This window comes from Streptomyces sp. NBC_01237 (assembly GCF_035917275.1).
Taxonomy (GTDB): domain Bacteria; phylum Actinomycetota; class Actinomycetes; order Streptomycetales; family Streptomycetaceae; genus Streptomyces.
On the sequence record NZ_CP108508.1, the window covers coordinates 2,010,529 to 2,028,185 of the forward strand.

Consider the following 17,657-nt stretch of genomic DNA (forward strand, 5'->3'; position numbering starts at 1 on the left):
CTTCACGTTCATGCCGTCGCGCCCCCGTCCGCGTCGGCGGGGAACGCGCGGCTGACGAACGACGCGATGTGGTCGTGCAGCGCCCCGGCGGCGGCCGCCGCGTCGGCGGTGAGCGCGAGCCGCAGGATCTCCCGGTGCTCGGCCGCCTCCCGCTCCCAGGTCGGGATGGCCGCCCAGGCGACGGTCGACACGAGGGCGGCCTGGTCACGGACCTCGTCGAGCATCCGGGACAGCAGCGGGTTGCCGCAGGGGAGATAGAGCGCCCGGTGGAAGTCCCGGTTGGCCAGCGACCGTTCGGCCTTGTCCTCGGCCGAGTCGGCCCGCTCCAGGGCCTCCTGGGCCGCTTCGAGAGAGGCCCTGCGGGTGATGGAGCGGCGCAGCGCCTCGGGTTCCAGGAGCAGGCGCACGTCGTACACCTCCCGGGCCATCGTCGCGTCGACGAGCCGCACGGTGACGCCCTTGTACTGGCTCATGACGACGAGCCCGGTACCGGCGAGCGTCTTCAGCGCCTCGCGCACGGGGGTCTTCGACACCCCGAACTGCGCGGCGAGTTCGGTCTCGACGAGCGCCTGCCCTGGTCTCAGCTGCGCCGTGAGGATCGCGTGCTTGATCGCCTCCAGCACGTACTGGGTGCGGGACGGAATCGGGGTGGGCGCAAAGGTCATGGGTGAAGGGCTCTCGCATCTCGCGTATCGCGTCTCATATATGACGTACGAAGTACGACGCGATGAAGCTAGAGCGGTCCCGAATGTTTCGTCAACGCTTCTGACAAAAGAAGTTGTGGGGTGCCGGGGCCCGGTCCGGTCGGCGGAAGCTCTAGGGAATCTGCCCGATGCCCCGCCTCCTCCTTAGTCACGACCCTGGTCCGTATGACAGATGTGCAGGTCAGGGAGGCGGGGAGAGCGCGATGGCGGGTTCGGCGATGGGCAGGGTGCTGCGGGATCGCACGGCGGGGCGGTATCTGGCGGGCGTGGTCGTCTCCGGTTTCGGGACCTCGGCGATGTGGCTCACGGCCGGGATCTGGGTCAAGTCCCTGACGGGTTCGGACTCGTTGGCGGCGCTGACCGTCTTCGCGATGTGGGCGCCGGTGCTGGTCGGCCCCGCGCTCGGCGCGGTGGCGGACCGGCTGCCCGACAAGCCGCTGCTGGTCCGGGTGAACGTCGCGATGGCGGGTCTGCTGACCACCTTGCTGCTGGTGGATTCGGCCGGGCGGATCTGGCTGGTCTTCGTGGTTCTGGTGCTCTACGGGGTGGGCGGGGTGCTCGTGGACGCCGCGGAGGCGACCCTGATCGCCCGGTCGGTGGACACGCGGCTGCTGGGCGATCTCAACGGGCTGCGCATGAGTGCGGGCGAGGGCATGAAGCTGCTCGCACCGCTCGCGGGCGCGGGTCTGTACGCCCGGTTCGGCGGCGGGACGGTGGCGGTGCTGGACGCGGCGACCTTCGCCCTCGCCGCCCTGGTCTTCGCGCGGCTGCCGGTACGCGAGCGGGTACGGGAACGGGCGGGCTTCCGACCCGCGAAAGGGGCCCGCTGGGGCGAACTGGCGGCGGGTGCACGGCAGGTGCGGGAGTCACCGACGCTGCGGCCACTGGTGTACGCGGGGTCGGTGACGATGCTGCTCGCCGGGCTGAACGGAGCCGCGACCTACGCCTACGTCGATGATGTACTGGGCCGCTCCCCCGCCTACGCCGGGCTGTTGTACGCGGTGCAGGGCGCCGGTTCGGTCGTGGTCGGGCTGCTGGCGGGGACGCTGCTGCGGCGGCTGGGGGAGCGGAGGTTCGCGGCGGCCGGGACGGCACTGTTCGCGGCGGCGGTGGCGGCGCGGGCGCTGCCGTACGAGGCGGTGGGTCCGGTGACCGCGGCGGCGATCGGGTTCGGGCTGCCGTGTGTGCTGATCACCGCGATGACGGCGGTGCAGCGGGAGACGCCGGACGCGGTGCTCGGCCGGACGGCGGCCACCGCCAACTCGCTGATGATGGCGCCCAACGCGGTGGCGCTGGCGCTCGGCGCCGGGCTGGTCGCGGTGCTGGACACCCGGGTGCTGCTGTCCCTGACGGGCGCGGCGGGGCTGTTCGCGGCGGCGGTGCTGGTCCTGGGCGGCCGGGGGCGGCGGTACGGGGACCGGCACGCCGGAGCACGGACCGGCGGGGGCGGCTGACGGGCGCCCCCACCGGTCCGGTCCCGTCATCGCCCGATGCGTGCCAGCGCTTCGGTGACGGCCCTGAGGTCCGGGCCGGAGGCCAGCCCGGCGTGGTACAGGCGCAGTTGGTTCGCGCCGAGGGAGGCGGCGTGGGCCGCGTCCCGCTCCAGCGTGCCGGGGCTGCCGCCCATCCCGCTCACCACACCGAAGTTGGCGGCGAGCACCCCGGACCGTCCGGTGAACGGCCCGAGGACGGCCTCGCGCGCCGCGTCGCCGCCGGCGCAGGGCAGCACCACACCGTCGGCCACGGCGAGGATGTGTTCCGCGTCGACGCCGACGTTGGCGCCGGAGCGGTACGGGGCGGGGTCGGCGTGCAGCAGGACCTGGAAGTCCGGCCCGGCCGCCGCCCTTACCGCGGCGACCGCGGACTCCTGGAGGGCGCGGGCGGTCCGGGTCCGCCACCGGAGGGTGGCCGCGGCGAGGTCGGGGCCGAGGAGCTTCTCGACACCGGACCAGCCGGCTTCGGTGGAGCCGGAACCGGCCCAGACGGGTTCCAGGGCGCGGCGCACGGCGGCACCCAGCTCCGCGGCCTCCAGTCCCTGCGTGCCGTAGCCGTCCTGGCAGTCGGTGCAGAAGCACAGCGACATCAGGTACTGCGCCGCGTCCCCCAGTCCGACGCCCGCGATCTTGTCGTGGGCGTGCAGATGGGCGAAGCCGTACCAGCCGCAGGACTCCAGCTCGGTGCCGCTCGTCCCGGGCCGGGCGGCCGCCTCGGCGGCCAGGTCCACCAGATAGGCCCGGACGGCGGGGCGGGCGATGCAGGGCGCCCAGGGGTAGCGGTCGCCGTAGGCGTTGACGACGCTGTGGTGCGGATGCTCGGCGCCCAGGCGGGAGCTGTGCGCGAGGACGACCCAGCTGTGCACGTCGAGACCGGCGTCGGTCAGGGCGCGGGCGGCATCCCCGTACGGGTCGTCCCGGTCCATCCAGGTCTGCCCGTGGGGAGCCGGTTCGCGCCCCGCCCAGCGGTTCTCGTCCGGCGGGTAGAGCACCGCGGCGTGCTGGGCGGTGACGATCCGGTGCGCGGGATGGCGCGGGGTGAGCGCCCGGGTGGAGTGGTAGGCGGAGGCGAGCGTCACCTGCTGGACGCCGAGGTCCGCGATCCGCGCGGCGGCGTCCGGGTCCCCGACGACGTCCCACGGGTAGAGGAAGGCGGAGGTCTTCACGCCCGCTCCTCCGCCGCGTGCTCCTCCAGCACCGCGCGACCGCTCGCGATGATCTCCACCAGGTCCTTGATGTGGGCGGCGGGCGGCTCGGTGAGCGGGGTGCGCACCTCGCCGACGTCCAGGCCCTGGAGCCGCACGGCCGCCTTGACCAGCGAGACGGCGTAACCGCGCCCCTTGCCGCGCAGTTCCACGAGCGGCCGGTAGAAGCGGTCGAGCAGCGCGTTGACCAGGCCGTCGTCGCCGGAGTCCAGGGCCCGGTAGAAGGCGAGGGCGATATCGGGGGCGAAGGCGAAGACGGCGGAGGAGTAGAGCGTGACGCCGATGCCGCGATAGGCGAGCCCGGTCAGCTCGGCGGTGGGCAGCCCGTTGAAGTACAGGAAGTCCTCACCGGGCAGCTGGGTGCGTACGGCGCTGACGATCCGCTGCATCAGGTCGAGGTCGCCGTAGCCGTCCTTGAGCCCGATCACTCCCGGCGTCTGCACGAGGGCGACGACGGTCTGCGGGGTGAAGACCGCGTTGTCGCGCTGGTAGACGATCGTCTCCAGCGAGGTGGCCGCCGCGAGGGCCGCGTAGTGGCTCAACAGCCCTTCCTGGTCGGCGACGACGAGGTACGGGGGCATGGCGAGGAGCCCGTCGGCCCCCGCCTCCTCGGCGAGCTTCGCGTACTGGATCGCGAGTGCCGTGCCGTATCCGGCGCCCGCGACGACGGGCACCCGGCCGGCGGTCTCCTCGACCGCGGCGGCGACGACGAGGCGGAATTCCTCCTGGGTCAGCGCATGGAACTCGCCCGTGCCGCAGCAGGCGAAGACCGCGGCCGCTCCGGCGTCGATGCCCCGGCGCACATGTGCGCGGAAGGTGTCGAGGTCGACGGTGCCGTCCGGCCCGTACGCGGTGACGGGGAAGAAGAGCGGTCCGGCGACACGAGTGAGCCGGGCGGCGAGGGGGGCTGAGGTCACGGGCGCTCCCTGAGCGGATTCAGACGTACACAGTTCTGATCGTCGTCCATATTTCTGAACGCCACCACGCTAGGGCAGCCGCGCGGCGCAGGTCAAGAAGGAAACCCGCAGTCAAAAGCGGAGCCACTCGCCCCGCACCGGGGAACCGGCCCCGGCGGGACACTTGACGCGCTCCGCCACTCCTTCTTAGCGTGTCCACGCATGTGAATGTCATCCATGTTTTTGAGGCGTCGCGCAGTCCACTCATGCGCTCGCACCGAGGAGATCCCCGTATGCCCGCTCCCCGCACCGTCCTGCTCACCGGCGCCGCCGGCGGCCTCGGCACCCTGATGCGCGGACTGCTGCCCGCGTACGGCTACGAACTCCGCCTCTTCGATGTCGCCCCGGTCCAGGGCGAACCGGACGCGATCACCGCCGACCTGGGCGACCGGGAGGCGCTGCGCGCGGCCGTACGGGGCGTCGACGCGATCATCCACCTCGCGGGCATCTCCCTGGAAGCCTCGTTCGACAAGATTCTGCGCGCCAACATCGAGGGGACGTACAACCTCTACGAGGCCGCCCGTGAGGAAGGCGTACGGCGTGTCGTGTTCGCCTCGTCCAACCACGTCATCGGCTACACCCCGCCCCCGGCCCCCGGCGATCCGCTGATCCCGATCGGCATCACCCGCCGTCCCGACACCTTCTACGGCCTCTCCAAGTCCTTCGGCGAGGACCTGGCCCAGCTCTACTGGGACCGGCACGGCATCGAGACCGTCTCCGTGCGCATCGGCTCCTGCTTCGCCCGGCCGTCCTCGGTACGGATGCTCTCGGTCTGGATGAGCCCCGGCGACGGCGCGCGGCTCTTCCACGCCGCGCTCACCGCCGAGGGCGTCGGGCACACCGTCGTCCACGGCTCCTCCGACAACACCCGTCTGTGGTGGGACCTGTCGACGGCCAGGTCACTGGGGTACGAGCCGCAGGACGACTCGGAGAGCTACGCCGCCGAGCTCATCGCCGAGCACGGCGAACTGGACCCGGACAATCCCGAGCACGCGCACGTGGGCGGCCACTTCGTGACCGACCCGCCGATCTGGCCGCGCTGAGCCTCCACGGGCGGCCCGGCGGGCGGCGGGGCGGCCGTGACGGGCAGGCCGGGCGGCCGACTGCGGGAGCAGACCGGGGCGGCGGGCAATAACCGGGCGACGTGCCGCCCGGCGGCCGGGCAGGATGCGCCCATGCCCAGACCCTCCGGATTCCGGTACGAGCAGCACGGCGACGCCGCCGTCACGATCACGCATCACGGCCGCCCCGCGGGCACCCTGCGCGGCGGCCGGGCGGAGAAGTTCCTCGCCGAGGTGGAGTCGGGGGACGCCCAGCTGGTGATGGCGCGCTGGACGGGCGCGTACCGGCACGGCAACGAGCGCGCCGCCCGCGACCACCCCCGCAACCGGCGCCGGTAGAGCGGGTCCGACGGCCCGCCGCCGAGCGGGTCCGGGGCCGCACGGAACGGTCCGGGACGGCACGCGCGCAGCCGGGTGAAGGCGGGCAAAGGTAAGGGAACGGCAAAGCCGGGTCGTTCGTTACCCCGTGCATGACCGCAATGACCCCCGGCTCGAACATCCCTCTCTCCGCCGCCCGCGTGGCGGTGGACGTCGCCGCACCGGTGCGGCTCGACGTCTCGGGCCTGCTGCTCACCGCCGATGGCAAGGTGCGCTCCGACGACGACTTCATCTTCTACAACCAGCCCTCGGGCCCCGGCGTGTCCTACCGCTCCGGCGGCGGCTCCGCGCCCGACGCGATCGTGGTGGACACCTCCGCGGTCCCGCCCGGCATCGAGAAGATCGTCGTCACCGCGAGCCCGGACGCCGCGGGCCAGACCTTCCAGGGCATCGAGCCCACCGCCACCGTGCGCAACGCGGACGACGGCAGTGCGCTCGCCACCTTCACCCCGCCCCAGCTGGGCGCCGAGACGGCGCTCGTGGTCATCGAGATCTACCGGCGCAACGGCGTCTGGAAGGCCCGCGCGGTCGGCCAGGGGTATGCGAACGGGCTGGCCGGCATCGCCACGGACTTCGGCGTCTCGGTCGAGGAGCCCGCGGCACCGGCCGCCGCGCCCGCTCCGGCCCCGGTGGCCGCTCCGGCTCCGGTCGCCGCCCCCGTGGACCCGCGGGTCGCTCCCCCGGCACCGCCCGCCCCGCCCGCGCCGCCGGCCGCCGCGCCCGCCGGCTCCGGCAAGATCAACCTCGACAAGGGGCGGGTCAACCTCCAGAAGAACCAGACCGTGTCCCTGGTCAAGGGCGGCCGGCCGCTGCTGTCCCAGGTCAAGATGGGCCTCGGCTGGGAGCCCGCGTTCCGCGGCAAGGACATCGACCTCGACGCCTCGGTGATCGCCTACGGCCCCAACCGCAACCACCTGGACAGCTGCTACTTCGGCAAGCTCTCCATCCTGAACGGCGCGATCAAGCACTCCGGCGACAACCTCACGGGCGAGGGCGCGGGTGACGACGAGGTGATCGTCGTGGACCTGGGCCGCATCCCCGCCGAGGCGACCGGCCTGGTCTTCACGGTGAATTCGTTCACCGGACAGAAGTTCACCGAGGTCGCCAAGGCGTACTGCCGGCTGATCGACGCGGCCACCGGTGAAGAGCTGGTCCGCTTCGACCTGACGGGCGCCGAGCCGCAGACCGGTGTACTGATGGCCAAGCTGATCAAGCAGTTCTCCGGCGAGTGGGAGATGACCGGCATGGGCGAGTTCGTGAAGTCGCGCACCGTGCGCGGCATGGTGAAGCCCGCCGCCAAGGCCCTGTAGGACCGACCCGGACGCAAGCCGTTCCCGGACTCGTCCGGGAACGGCTTCCGGGGCACCCGATGGTTCTCAGGTGCCCCGGATCCGGAGTTTCTCCGGGTGGACGCTGCTCGTGCTCGTCCTCCTTCTCAGAGCTTGGTCAGCTTGGAGTACGGGCTCAGGATCCTCCCCTGTCGCCCCGAGAAGTCGATGAGGACTGCATCGTTGTCGCCCTCGACAGCAAGGATTCTGCCGAGCCCGAACTGGTCGTGCGACACCCTGTCGCCCACATCGAAACATTCGACCGGTGGGGCCGCCTGGGCCGGGCGGTTGAAGGGACTGGAAGGCAGGTGACGCCGGGATCCGGCTGACTGTTTCATTACCTTGAGTATGCGCCTCCGGGACGCCCGACGCCATGCCCGACCGCTCCCGGGGGCCCAGTAGTGCCGGATTCGTAATCAGGCGTTACCGGGGCCAGTCGGCGGTTCCGGCCGCTGCCGGCCGGGGCGTCACAAGGAATTCCGCGCCGGAAAGACCCCCGAAGGTGTGGTGCTTCTCCCCTTCGGAGAGGGTGTGGCGGACCCGGCGCGCGGCCCGGTTCCGGACACGGCCGGGCGCGGTCGCCGGGAAGTCCCCGACGACAGCGCCACCGAACGTGACCGGACCGTGCCCCTCGGTGACATCGGGCGCCCGGCCGGTACCGGTTCGGCCGCTGCCCGTCAGTGCCCGGTTCGGGCCGCTGCCCGTCAGTGCCGGTTCGGCTGACGCTTCCACGGACCGGTGATGGCGAGCATGATGCCGGGTGTCTGGATGTTGGCGAACAGCGTCTTCCCGTCGGGCGAGAAGGTGACCCCGGCGATCTCGCTGTACGAGGGGTCCTCCGCGGTGCCCGCGTTGAGCTCGTTGCGCGCGATCGGGTACGTCCGGCCGCTCTCGGTGGCCCCGAAGAGGTGCTGGATGCCCTCGCCGTCCTCGGAGATGACGATGCCGCCGTACGGCGAGACGGTGATGTTGTCCGGGCCGTCGAAGGCGCCGTCCTTCGACGGGTCGGCGTTGACGCCGAGGAGCACCTTCAGGGTCACCGTGCGGCGCTTCGGGTCGTAGAACCAGACCTGGCCGTCATGCTGGACCGGGCTCTCGTCGCGGGCGAAGGAGGAGACGAAGTAGGCGCCACCGTCGCCCCACCACATGCCTTCGAGCTTGCGGGCGCGGGTGATGTCGGTGTCGGCGAACTGCTTGCGCACCGAGACCTTCTTGGCGTCACGGTCGGGGACGTCGACCCAGTCGACGCCGTACACCGTGCCGATCTTCGTGGCACGGGACAGGTCGTCGACGAACCGTCCGCTCTTGTCGAAGCACCGGGTGGCCTGGAGGACACCGGCGTCGTCGGCGAGCGTGCGCAGCTTGCCCCGGCCGTGCTTGAAGCCGTGCGGCGGGACCCAGCGGTAGAGCAGTCCGTTGGGGCCGGAGGCGTCCTCGGTCAGGTAGGCGTGGCCGCGCTTGGGGTCGATGACGACGGCCTCGTGGGCGTACCGGCCGAACGCCTTGATCGGGCGCGGGTCGCGGTTGGCGCGCTTGTCGTAGGGGTCGACCTCGAAGACATAGCCGTGGTCCTTGAGCAGACCGTTCTTGCCCGCCTTGTCCTCGGTCTCCTCGCAGGTCAGCCAGGTGCCCCAGGAGGTGCTGCCGCCCGCGCAGTTGGTGGACGTACCGGCGATGCCGACCCATTCGGCGGTGCGGCCGTCGCGGCGGGTCTCCACGACCGTGCAGCCACCGGCCGCGACCGGGTCGTAGACGAGGCCGTCGGTGAGCGGGACCGGGTACTGCCACTTGGCGCGGGTGCCGCTCAGCTCGTGGTTGTTGACGAGGAGGGTGACGCCGCGGGGGCCTTCGAAGGCGGCCGTGCCGTCGTGGTTGGAGGGGGTGTACTCGCCCGACTCCAGCTTGGTGACACCGCTGTGGGTGACGATCCGGTACGAGAATCCGGCGGGCAGCGCGAGGATGCCCTTGGGGTCGGGGAGCAGCGGGCCGTAGCCGGGCTCCCTGCCGTGCCCGTGGTGGTCGTCGTGGCCGTGGCCGTGGCCGTCGTGGTCATGTCCGTCGTGGCCGTGCCTCGCGTCCTCGGCGGCAAGGGCGCCGGGCGCGGTGGCCAGGGCGCCGACGGCACCGGTGAGGGCGATGCCCGCGCCGGTGAGAGCGGACTGTCTGGTGAATTCCCTGCGCGTGAACGACATGGCGGACTCCTGGTGCGGCGGGCGGCGTGACTGGCGCGATCACGTTCCCTCCCCCGTGCGAACGCCGGTTGAACAGCACACGACTTCGAGCCGCACCCTTTCTGTGAACGCAGGTGGGGCGGGCCCGGAAGCCGGACCCGCCCCACCCACCACAGGTGTCCCATGCGGCACCACCGCACCGCTCAAGGGTCCCGTTCAAGCCACACGCGCGGGCCGCTCGCTCGCCCTCGCGCACGCGGCTCGTACACGCGGCTCGCTCACACCACGCCCGCGAGCGAGGCCCTCACGTCAGGCCCTCGGCGGCCTCGCTCAGGCGCCCGTGCGTGAGCGCGCCTTGAACGCCGCCTTCCGGGCGTCCTTCGCCGACTTCTTGTCGCTGTGCAGCCGCCCCATGGCCTCCAGCACGTCCGCCGTCGCCGGGTGGTCCACCCGCCAGGCCCCGTCGAAGAAGCCGCTGTGCTGCCCGGCCAGGCCCTCCACCAGCCCCTGGAGCTCGTCCAGATCGCCGTCCGCGTCGAGCTGCGCGGCGATCGTGTCGATGGCCAGCCAGAAGACCATCGCCTCCGGCGGTACGGGCACGTCGGCGGCACCGCGCTCGGCGAGCCAGACCCGGGCGAGGCCGCCCAGTTCGGGGTCGTCCAGCACCGCGCGTACCGCGGGCTCCGCCTCGGGGCCCGCCAGGGCGAGCGCCTGCTGGCAGTGGAGCCGGCGCAGCGGGGCGCCCTCGTCCGTACCGCGCGCCGCCGCCAGCAGGTCGGCCGCCGCCGCCACCGCGTCGCCCGTGCCCCGGCGGGCGAGCCAGAGCTCGACCTCGGACCGGGCCGCCGCCTCCGGGTAGTGGGCGATGCCGTCGAGGAGCGCGTCGGCGCCCTTGTCGGCGAGGTCACCGACGGCGGGCGCGTCCACACCGGCCTCCAGCATCCGGCTGCGGATGCCGTAGAGGCCGAGCGGGGTGAGCTTGACCATGCCGTAGCGGGTGACGTCGTCCTCGTCGGGGAGACCGGCGGACCCGTCGCCCTCGCCCTCCTCGACCAGCAGCGCCTCGTCCACCGGGCGGTACTCGACGATCCCGATGGGTTCCAGCAGCCGGAACTGGTCGTCCAGCCGCATCATCGCCTCCGACACCTGCTCCAGGATGTCGTCGGTGGGCTCGCCCATGTCGTCGGGGACGATCATCGACGCGGCGAGGGCGGGCAGCGGTACCGGGGTGTCGCCCGCGCCGTTCTCCGCGAGGGTGAGGAGATACAGGTTGCCGAGGACGCCGTCGAGGAATTCCGCCTCCGCCTCCGGGTCCCAGTCCAGGGCGTCGAAGTCGATCGAGCCGTCCTCCTGGACGAGATCGGCGAAGTCGTCGAAGACCGGTGCGGTGGCGTCGGCGTGCACCGCCTCCAGGCCGTCGAGCCAGAGCGCCAGGATGTCCTGCGGGGAGCCGCCGGTGAGCACGGCCAGGCCCTCGCCCACCGTGACGGTCCCTTCGGTCTCCGCGGCGTCCTCGGCGCCCTCGGCCGCCTCGTCGTCGTCCTCGGGATCGGTGACATCGAGGAGCCCGGTGTCGACGGCGAGACGCCATGCCTCACTGGCGTAGGCGGCACCGTCCTCGTCCGGGGAGAGGCCCAGGTGCTCGGCCGCCGCGGGCAGCTGCGCCTCGACCAGCTCGCCGCCCGCGCCGACCCGGGTCCCGGGTCCGGCCCAGCGGGCGAGCCGGACTGCGCGGGCGAGCAGCGGAGCGGCCAGTGCGGCCCGCGCCAGCTCGGCCTCGGAGTGCAGCCGCACCGGCGGCAGGGTGGGGCGCTCTGCGGACATCGGGGGTTCTCCTCGGGACGTGCTCGGGCGTACCGGGTGTGTACGCGGTTGGGCCGCCCAAGCGTAGACGCATTTCGCCCCATGCCACCCGGTTCCCAGGACGTACCGCGACCGTCATCCGGAGAACCTTGACAACTCACGTGTGGACCCAAGAGATTGACGCGCGTAGACCTGTACCGTCCTCCGGTACGGGCCCGTCTCCGCCCCCGAACCTCCGGAGTCCGTGATGCCTGCCGCATCCTCCCGAACCACCGCAGTCTCCGCCGTCGTGACCGCCGCCCTGGCCGCGGGTCTGCTCACCGGTGCGTCCTCGGCCGCCGCCGCCGACGGCCAGGTCCGTATCCATGACATCCAGGGGGCCACCCGGATATCGCCGCTGGCCGGCACCCAGGTCACCGACGTCCCGGGCGTCGTCACCGGCGTGCGGGGTTACGGCTCGAAGGGCTTCTGGTTCCAGGACCCGAACCCCGACGCCGACCGGGCCACCAGTGAGGGTGTCTTCGTCTACACGGGTTCGTCGCCCACGGTCGCGGTCGGCGACGCGGTCACCGTCTCGGGCACGGTCGCCGAGTACGTCCCCGGCGGCGCCGCCTCCGGCAACCAGTCGCTCACCCAGCTCACCAAGCCCACCGTCGCCGTGGTCTCGTCCGGCAACGCGCTGCCCGCCCCGGTCACCGTCTCGGAGCGCTCGGTCCCCTCCCGCTACGCCCCGGCGGGCGACCCGGCGGCGGGCGGCTCGGTCAACGGGCTCCCGCTCTCCCCCGGCCGGTACGCCCTGGACTTCTACGAGTCCCTGGAGGGCATGAACGTCCGCGTCGGCTCCTCGCGGGTGGTCGGCGCCACCGACACGCACGCGGAGCTGTGGGTGACGGTGAAGCCGCACGAGAACGCCAACCGCCGGGGCGGCACGGTCTACGGCTCGTACACCTCGCAGAACACCGGACGGCTCCAGATCCAGTCGCTGGTGCCGCTCACCGAGCAGCCCTTCCCCAAGGCCGATGTCGGTGACGTGCTGGCGGGCAGGACCGAAGGGCCGCTGGACTTCAGCCAGTACGGCGGCTACACGCTGACGGCCCGCACCCTCGGCACGGTCCTCGACCGCGGGCTGCGCCAGGAGCGGACCCGTGCCCAGCGCGACGGCGAGCTCGCGGTGGCGACGTACAACGTGGAGAACCTCGACCCGGGCGACCCGCAGGAGAAGTTCGACGCGCTGGCCGCGGCCGTCGTGAACAACCTCGCCTCGCCGGACATCCTGGCCCTGGAGGAGATCCAGGACGACAACGGCGCGACGGACGACGGCACGGTCTCGGCCGAGCGGACCGTGCGCAGGTTCACCGAGGCGATCGCGGCGGCGGGCGGCCCGGCCTACGACTGGCGTTCCATCGCCCCCCAGGACAAGAAGGACGGCGGCGAGCCGGGCGGCAACATCCGCCAGGTGTTCCTGTTCAACCCGGAGCGGGTGTCGTTCACCGACCGTGCGGGCGGCGACGCGACGACGGCGACCGAGGTCGTACGGGAGCGGGGCAGGGCGGCCCTGACGCACTCCCCCGGCAGGATCGATCCGGCGGCGGCCGCGTGGACGGACAGCCGCAAGCCCCTCGTCGGCGAGTTCGCCTTCCGCGGGCGTCCGGTGTTCGTCGTCGCCAACCACTTCGCGTCGAAGGGCGGCGACGAGTCGATCCTCTCGCACCACCAGCCGCCGACGCGCTCCTCGGAGGTCCAGCGCCTGGCGCAGGCCACCTCGGTCAACACCTTCGTGAAGAAGCTGCTGAGCGCGGACAAGCGCGCCGACGTCCTGGTCGTGGGTGACATCAACGACTTCGAGTTCTCCGGTACGACGGGGGCGCTGACGGCCGGCGGCGCGCTGTACCCGGCGGTGAAGTCCCTTCCGCGGTCGGAGCGTTACTCGTACGTCTTCCAGGGCAACACCCAGGTCCTGGACCAGATCCTGACCAGCCCGTCGATCCGCGGCTTCGACTACGACAGCGTGCACATCAACGCGGAGTTCGCCGACCAGAACAGCGACCACGACCCGCAGGTGCTGCGCTTCCGCCCCTGAGCGGTCCCCGCTACCCGCCCGCGCCGAGGGAGAGCGCGGGCGTGTAGCGGTGCACACCGCCGCCGGTCACCCCCGGATAGGACTGCACCTTCTCCCACTGCGGCGTCCGGGACCCGATGCCGTCGCCCGGTGCGGACAGGGCGTCGAGGTGGGCCTGTGCGCTCTCCCACTCGGCGTAGTTGAGGACGCGCGTGCCGTCCGTGCTCACATGGAAGTGCCCGGCGATACCGCCCGGGGCGGGCGCCGGATCGGTGCCCAGCGCCGCGAACACCGAGTCCACCCAGTCCCGTTGCCGGGCCGGGTCGGGACCCGCGAACTCCACGTCGACGATCACGACACACCCGGCCTCCCGGCTCTCGCCGCGGGCCAGGGGTGTGGAGCGGTACGGCTCGTACGTGTGCAGCCCGAGGCGTTCGATGCCGGGCACGGCGGCGTCGATGTCCGCGTTGCGCGCGTCGCGGCCCTCCCGGAAGAAGTCCTGGTGCGCCTGTTCACCGGTCCACTGCGAGTAGTGCAGCAGCGTCCTGCCGTCCTCCCCCGTGTACACGCTGTACGAGAGCAGCCCCGGATGCGGCCAGTCGCGGCCTCCCCATGCCTCACGGATGGCCTCGACGCTCCGGCGCTGCCGCTCGGGCGTACCGACGTCCCAGGTGCTGACCTTGACGATGCCGGCGTCGGAACGCGTGAGGTCGGGCCGGGAGTTGAACTGCACGGTCATGACGGTGATCCCCTCTGGCCGCACCCGGTGGTGCGCCGTTGCTCACCACACTGATCCCTCAAGCTCGCTTGAGGTCAAGAACCGCGGGCCGGCCCCACCCGACCGGGTGCGCGCCGGACGGGACGGGGCAGGGTTGCGGGATGACTGTCTCCGTGGCCCACCTCAGCGATCCCCACCTCACCACCGGTGTCCTGGCCGGCGCCCCCGCCGCCGGGCTGGACACCGCCCTGCGCCGGGTGCTGGCGCTCGAACCCCGCCCCGACTGCGTGGTCGTCACCGGCGATCTGACCGAGCACGGTGAGCCCGGGGAGTACGCCGTGCTGCGCGAGCTGATCGATGACTTCCCGCTGCCGTTGCACCTGGTGGCGGGAAATCACGACGCGCCCGGTGCGCTGGTCGAGGCGTTCGGCGGGACACCCTTCCTGGGCGGCGGCCGGCTGCCGTACTACGCGGTGGAGCATCCGGCGCTCACGGTTCTCGTCCTGGACTCCACGGTGCCCGGTTCGAGCGGTGGCCGTCTCGGGCCGGACCAACTGGCCTGGCTCGACACGGCGCTCGCGCACCGGCCCGGGGTTCCCGCCCTCGTCTGCCTGCACCACCCTCCGGTCCCGGTCGGCATCCCGTTCCTGGACGGGATGCGGCTGACCGACGGCGCGGCTCTGGCCGAGGTCGTCGCCGCCCACCCGCGTGTCGTACGGGTGCTGGCGGGCCATGTCCACCGCCCGGTCACGGCGGCGTTCGCGGGCAGCACGGTGGCCGTCGCCCCGAGCACCTATCTCCAGAGCGGACTGGTGCGGGGCGGGGGGCTGCCGGGATACCTGCCCGAGCCGACGTCCTTCCTGCTGCACCTGCTCACCGGGGAGACCGCGGCGGACGGCTGGGTCACCCATATCGTCCCGGTGAGCCATACGGCCGCGCCACTGCTCGGCCGCTGACCGCCCGGCGTGCCCGCCTCAGGTGCTCGGGCGGGTACGCCAGGCGGTCATGTTCAGTTCGTCCATCAGGCGGATGTCGTGGCCCTCCAGCGGGAAGACGCGGGCGCCCGTGTCGGTGGCGGCGGCGATCTCCAGCGCGTCGCCCTCGATGAGGTCGCCGCCCTCCTGGGTGGAGACCCAGGCGAGGATCGACTTCACGGCGGCGCCGGGCTTCAGCGTGACCTCCTTCGGCCCCGGGTCCTGGCCGAAGTACGAGCCGCCCGGATTCACCTTGACCGGCAGCCGTTCGCCCTCCTCGCCCAGCGCCTGGACCGAGGGATAGCCGTGGACGCGGTAGGGCTTGTCGCCGCAGTTGGTGAGTGTGAGCACCACGGCCCGGTGCATCATCGCTGTCTCCACCTGCCCCATGTCCACGACGACACCGGAGGCGGGGCATTCCCCGGAGGCGGTGGCACCGTCACCGGGGCGGGAGCCCCCGTCCGGTGCGCCGGTCACCGGCGGGCTCGGCGGGGCGGCGGGGGTCGGCGGCAGGGCGTCCGCGTGCACACCGGACGGGACCGTACGCGTGGCGCTCGGCGTGGGTTCCGGCTCGCCCTCACCGGCCGGGACGAGGAATCCGGAACAGCCGGTCAGGACCATCCCCGCCACTGCCGGCCAGGCCGCCGCAACCGCTCTCCGTATCCGCTTCCCCATACGCCCGCCCCTCGCAACGACCCTTGCCCGCCTGTCCGTTGGATCATGTCAGACGGCCGGGGCCGGGCGGCTGCGGAGCGGTCCGGTGCGGATGTCCGGCCCTCGGGCCACGTCCCGCGGGATGCTCCCCGGCCCACCGGGGCGGCGGTCGTCGCGCGTCCGGCCGACCGGGACTGTTCAGCATCGCTTCCCTGTCACACCAAGCAGATCTAAGTGGACCTTCACAGTGCTGGGGCCGACACTTCGGACATGACCCCCCTCGCACCACGCCCCTTCGGCCGCACCCTCTGCGCCATGATCACGCCGTTCACCGCCGCCGGTGAGCTGGACCTGGACGCGGCCCGCGCACATGCCGCCGCTCTGGTCGCGGACGGCTGTGACGGACTGGTGCTCAGCGGCACCACCGGTGAGTCCCCCACCACGGGCGACGCCGAGAAGACCGCGCTGCTGCGGGCGGTGCGGGGGGCGGTCGGCGACGGGGTGACGCTGGTCGCGGGTGTCGGCAGCGCCGACACCCGGCACACGGTGGCCCTGGCCCGGGAGGCCGAGGACGCGGGCGCGGACGGCCTCCTGGTGGTCACCCCGTACTACAGCCGCCCCCCGCAGGCCGCCGTCGAGGCGCACTTCCTGCGGGTCGCGGAGGCTTCGGGCATCCCGCTGATGCTGTACGACATCCCGGGCCGCACCGGCACCCGTATCGAACCGGAGACCCTGCTGCGGCTCGCGGAGCACCCGCGCGTCGTGGCGGTGAAGGACTGCGCGTACGACCTGCTCGGTTCGACGAAGGTGATGGCCCGGACCTCGCTGGCGTACTACTCGGGCTGCGAGGAGCTGAACCTTCCGCTGTACGCGCTGGGCGGCGCGGGCTATGTCAGCACGGTCGCCAATGTGGCGCCGCGGCAGATGCGGGCCCCCCTGGACGCGTTCGACGCGGGCCGCACGGCCGAGGCGGCCCGTCTGAACGGTCTCACCGCACACCTCACCGAGCTGATGATGGCCTCCGGCCTGCCCGGCACCGTCACCGCCAAGGCCCTGCTCGCGGCGGGCCCGGTCCGTGAACCGCTACAGCCCGCCGGGCGCGGGGCGACCGACGGGCTGCGGAAGGCGTACGAGGAACTCCTCGCCGCTACACGTTAGTTGTGGGCGTGCAGGATGTCGTTGAGCCCGTCCCACACCGAGTTGTTCGGGCGGGCCTCGACGGTGCCGGTGACCGAGTTGCGGCGGAAGAGGATGTTCGAGGCGCCGGAGAGCTCACGGGCCTTGACGACCTGGCCGTCCGGCAGCGTGACGCGCGTACCGGCGGTGACATACAGCCCGGCCTCCACGACGCACTCGTCGCCGAGCGCGATCCCGACACCCGCCTCGGCGCCGATCAGGCAGCGCTCGCCGATGACGATGCGCTCCTTGCCGCCGCCGGAGAGGGTGCCCATGGTGGAGGCGCCGCCGCCGATGTCGGAGCCGTCGCCGATGACGACGCCCGCGGAGATCCGGCCCTCGACCATCGAGGTGCCGAGCGTGCCCGCGTTGAAGTTCACGAAGCCCTCGTGCATGACCGTCGTGCCGGACGCGAGGTGCGCCCCGAGCCGGACGCGGTCGGCGTCGGCGATGCGTACGCCCTTCGGTGCGACGTAGTCCGTCATGCGCGGGAACTTGTCGACCGAGGTGACCTGGAGGTGCAGACCCTCGGCACGGGCGTTCAGCCGCACCTTCTCCAGGTCGTCGACGGCGACGGGGCCGAGCGAGGTCCAGGCGACGTTGGCGAGCAGGCCGAAGAGCCCGTCGAGGTTCTGGCCGTGCGGCTGGACGAGACGGTGCGAGAGCAGGTGCAGACGCAGGTACGCGTCGTGCGCGTCGAGCGGCTTGTCGTCGAGCGAGGAGATGACCGTGGAGACGGCGACGACCTCGACACCGCGCCGGGCGTCCACGCCGAGGGCCTTGGCCGCACCCTCGCCGAGCCGGTTCACGGCCTCCTCGGCGCCGAGGCGCTGCGTGCCGGCCGGGCCGGGCTCGGCGGACAGCTCGGGGGCGGGGAACCAGGTGTCGAGGACGGTGCCGTCACCGGCGATGGTGGCGAGGCCGGCGGCGACGGCGCCGGTGGTGCGGGCAGAACCCTGGGAAGTCGTGTCGGTCAT

Annotated in this window: 16 protein-coding genes; 7 read left to right on the forward strand and 9 right to left on the reverse strand. The window is 72.5% G+C overall.

The genetic code is table 11. From position 1 onward, the window contains the following. Positions 1-8: 8 nt before the first annotated feature. On the reverse strand, positions 9-665 hold the full coding sequence (locus tag OG251_RS08925; protein ID WP_326676651.1) for a GntR family transcriptional regulator: 657 nt from the start codon (positions 663-665) through the stop codon (positions 9-11). A gap of 242 nt (positions 666-907) precedes the next feature. On the opposite strand from OG251_RS08925, the gene OG251_RS08930 reads away from it, so the two are divergent. Continuing rightward, positions 908-2,158, forward strand: coding sequence for an MFS transporter (locus OG251_RS08930; protein WP_326676652.1), 1,251 nt, complete (start codon positions 908-910; stop codon positions 2,156-2,158). Positions 2,159-2,184: 26 nt separating this feature from the next. On the opposite strand, the gene OG251_RS08935 is transcribed toward OG251_RS08930, so the two are convergent. Together OG251_RS08935 and OG251_RS08940 are read right to left on the reverse strand one after the other, a co-directional pair. After that, positions 2,185-3,363 carry a hypothetical protein gene (locus OG251_RS08935; RefSeq protein WP_326676653.1) on the reverse strand — a complete coding sequence of 393 codons (1,179 nt, stop codon included), beginning with the start codon at positions 3,361-3,363 and terminating at the stop codon, positions 2,185-2,187. Continuing rightward, positions 3,360-4,319, reverse strand: a complete 960-nt coding sequence (locus OG251_RS08940; RefSeq protein ID WP_326676654.1) for a 5-dehydro-4-deoxyglucarate dehydratase — start codon at positions 4,317-4,319, stop codon at positions 3,360-3,362. The genes OG251_RS08935 and OG251_RS08940 overlap by 4 nt, the downstream gene beginning before the upstream one ends. Before the next feature lie 272 nt (positions 4,320-4,591). Here OG251_RS08940 and OG251_RS08945 point away from each other — a divergent pair, with 272 nt between their 5' ends. The 3 genes from OG251_RS08945 to OG251_RS08955 all read left to right on the forward strand — a co-directional run bounded on the left by OG251_RS08945 (position 4,592) and on the right by OG251_RS08955 (position 7,107). Continuing rightward, positions 4,592-5,401, forward strand: a complete 810-nt coding sequence (locus OG251_RS08945) for an NAD-dependent epimerase/dehydratase family protein (RefSeq protein WP_326676655.1) — start codon at positions 4,592-4,594, stop codon at positions 5,399-5,401. 132 nt (positions 5,402-5,533) lie between these two features. Beyond that, on the forward strand, positions 5,534-5,758 hold the full coding sequence (locus OG251_RS08950) for a hypothetical protein (protein ID WP_326676656.1): 225 nt from the start codon (positions 5,534-5,536) through the stop codon (positions 5,756-5,758). A gap of 131 nt (positions 5,759-5,889) precedes the next feature. Further along, complete coding sequence (locus OG251_RS08955) at positions 5,890-7,107, forward strand: TerD family protein (RefSeq protein ID WP_326676657.1); 1,218 nt, start codon at positions 5,890-5,892, stop codon at positions 7,105-7,107. A gap of 125 nt (positions 7,108-7,232) precedes the next feature. On the opposite strand, the gene OG251_RS08960 is transcribed toward OG251_RS08955, so the two are convergent. The 3 genes from OG251_RS08960 to OG251_RS08970 all read right to left on the reverse strand — a co-directional run bounded on the left by OG251_RS08960 (position 7,233) and on the right by OG251_RS08970 (position 11,120). Further along, positions 7,233-7,463, reverse strand: coding sequence for a hypothetical protein (locus OG251_RS08960; RefSeq protein WP_073720249.1), 231 nt, complete (start codon positions 7,461-7,463; stop codon positions 7,233-7,235). Between the two features lie 366 nt (positions 7,464-7,829). Further along, on the reverse strand, positions 7,830-9,317 hold the full coding sequence (locus tag OG251_RS08965) for an alkaline phosphatase PhoX (RefSeq protein ID WP_326676658.1): 1,488 nt from the start codon (positions 9,315-9,317) through the stop codon (positions 7,830-7,832). Between the two features lie 309 nt (positions 9,318-9,626). Next, positions 9,627-11,120 carry a hypothetical protein gene (locus OG251_RS08970; RefSeq protein ID WP_326676659.1) on the reverse strand — a complete coding sequence of 498 codons (1,494 nt, stop codon included), beginning with the start codon at positions 11,118-11,120 and terminating at the stop codon, positions 9,627-9,629. Between the two features lie 226 nt (positions 11,121-11,346). Between OG251_RS08970 and OG251_RS08975 the strand changes: the two genes are divergently transcribed. Continuing rightward, a complete protein-coding gene (locus OG251_RS08975) occupies positions 11,347-13,179 on the forward strand; it encodes an endonuclease/exonuclease/phosphatase family protein (protein ID WP_326676660.1) in 1,833 nt (610 codons plus the stop codon). 10 nt (positions 13,180-13,189) lie between these two features. Here OG251_RS08975 and OG251_RS08980 read toward each other — a convergent pair whose 3' ends face one another. After that, positions 13,190-13,897, reverse strand: coding sequence for an antibiotic biosynthesis monooxygenase (locus tag OG251_RS08980; protein WP_326676661.1), 708 nt, complete (start codon positions 13,895-13,897; stop codon positions 13,190-13,192). Positions 13,898-14,037: 140 nt separating this feature from the next. On the opposite strand from OG251_RS08980, the gene OG251_RS08985 reads away from it, so the two are divergent. Beyond that, positions 14,038-14,832, forward strand: coding sequence for a phosphodiesterase (locus OG251_RS08985; RefSeq protein WP_326676662.1), 795 nt, complete (start codon positions 14,038-14,040; stop codon positions 14,830-14,832). Between the two features lie 18 nt (positions 14,833-14,850). Here OG251_RS08985 and OG251_RS08990 read toward each other — a convergent pair whose 3' ends face one another. After that, the gene (locus OG251_RS08990) at positions 14,851-15,525 is read right to left on the reverse strand and encodes a DUF4232 domain-containing protein (RefSeq protein ID WP_326676663.1); all 675 of its coding nucleotides are present in this window, start codon (positions 15,523-15,525) and stop codon (positions 14,851-14,853) included. Positions 15,526-15,774: 249 nt separating this feature from the next. Between OG251_RS08990 and dapA the strand changes: the two genes are divergently transcribed. Next, complete coding sequence (gene dapA / locus OG251_RS08995; protein ID WP_326676665.1) at positions 15,775-16,662, forward strand: 4-hydroxy-tetrahydrodipicolinate synthase; 888 nt, start codon at positions 15,775-15,777, stop codon at positions 16,660-16,662. Here the strand turns inward: dapA and dapD are convergent. Next, positions 16,659-17,657 carry a 2,3,4,5-tetrahydropyridine-2,6-dicarboxylate N-succinyltransferase gene (gene dapD, locus OG251_RS09000; RefSeq protein ID WP_326676666.1) on the reverse strand — a complete coding sequence of 333 codons (999 nt, stop codon included), beginning with the start codon at positions 17,655-17,657 and terminating at the stop codon, positions 16,659-16,661. The two genes, dapA and dapD, sit on opposite strands and share 4 nt — an antisense overlap.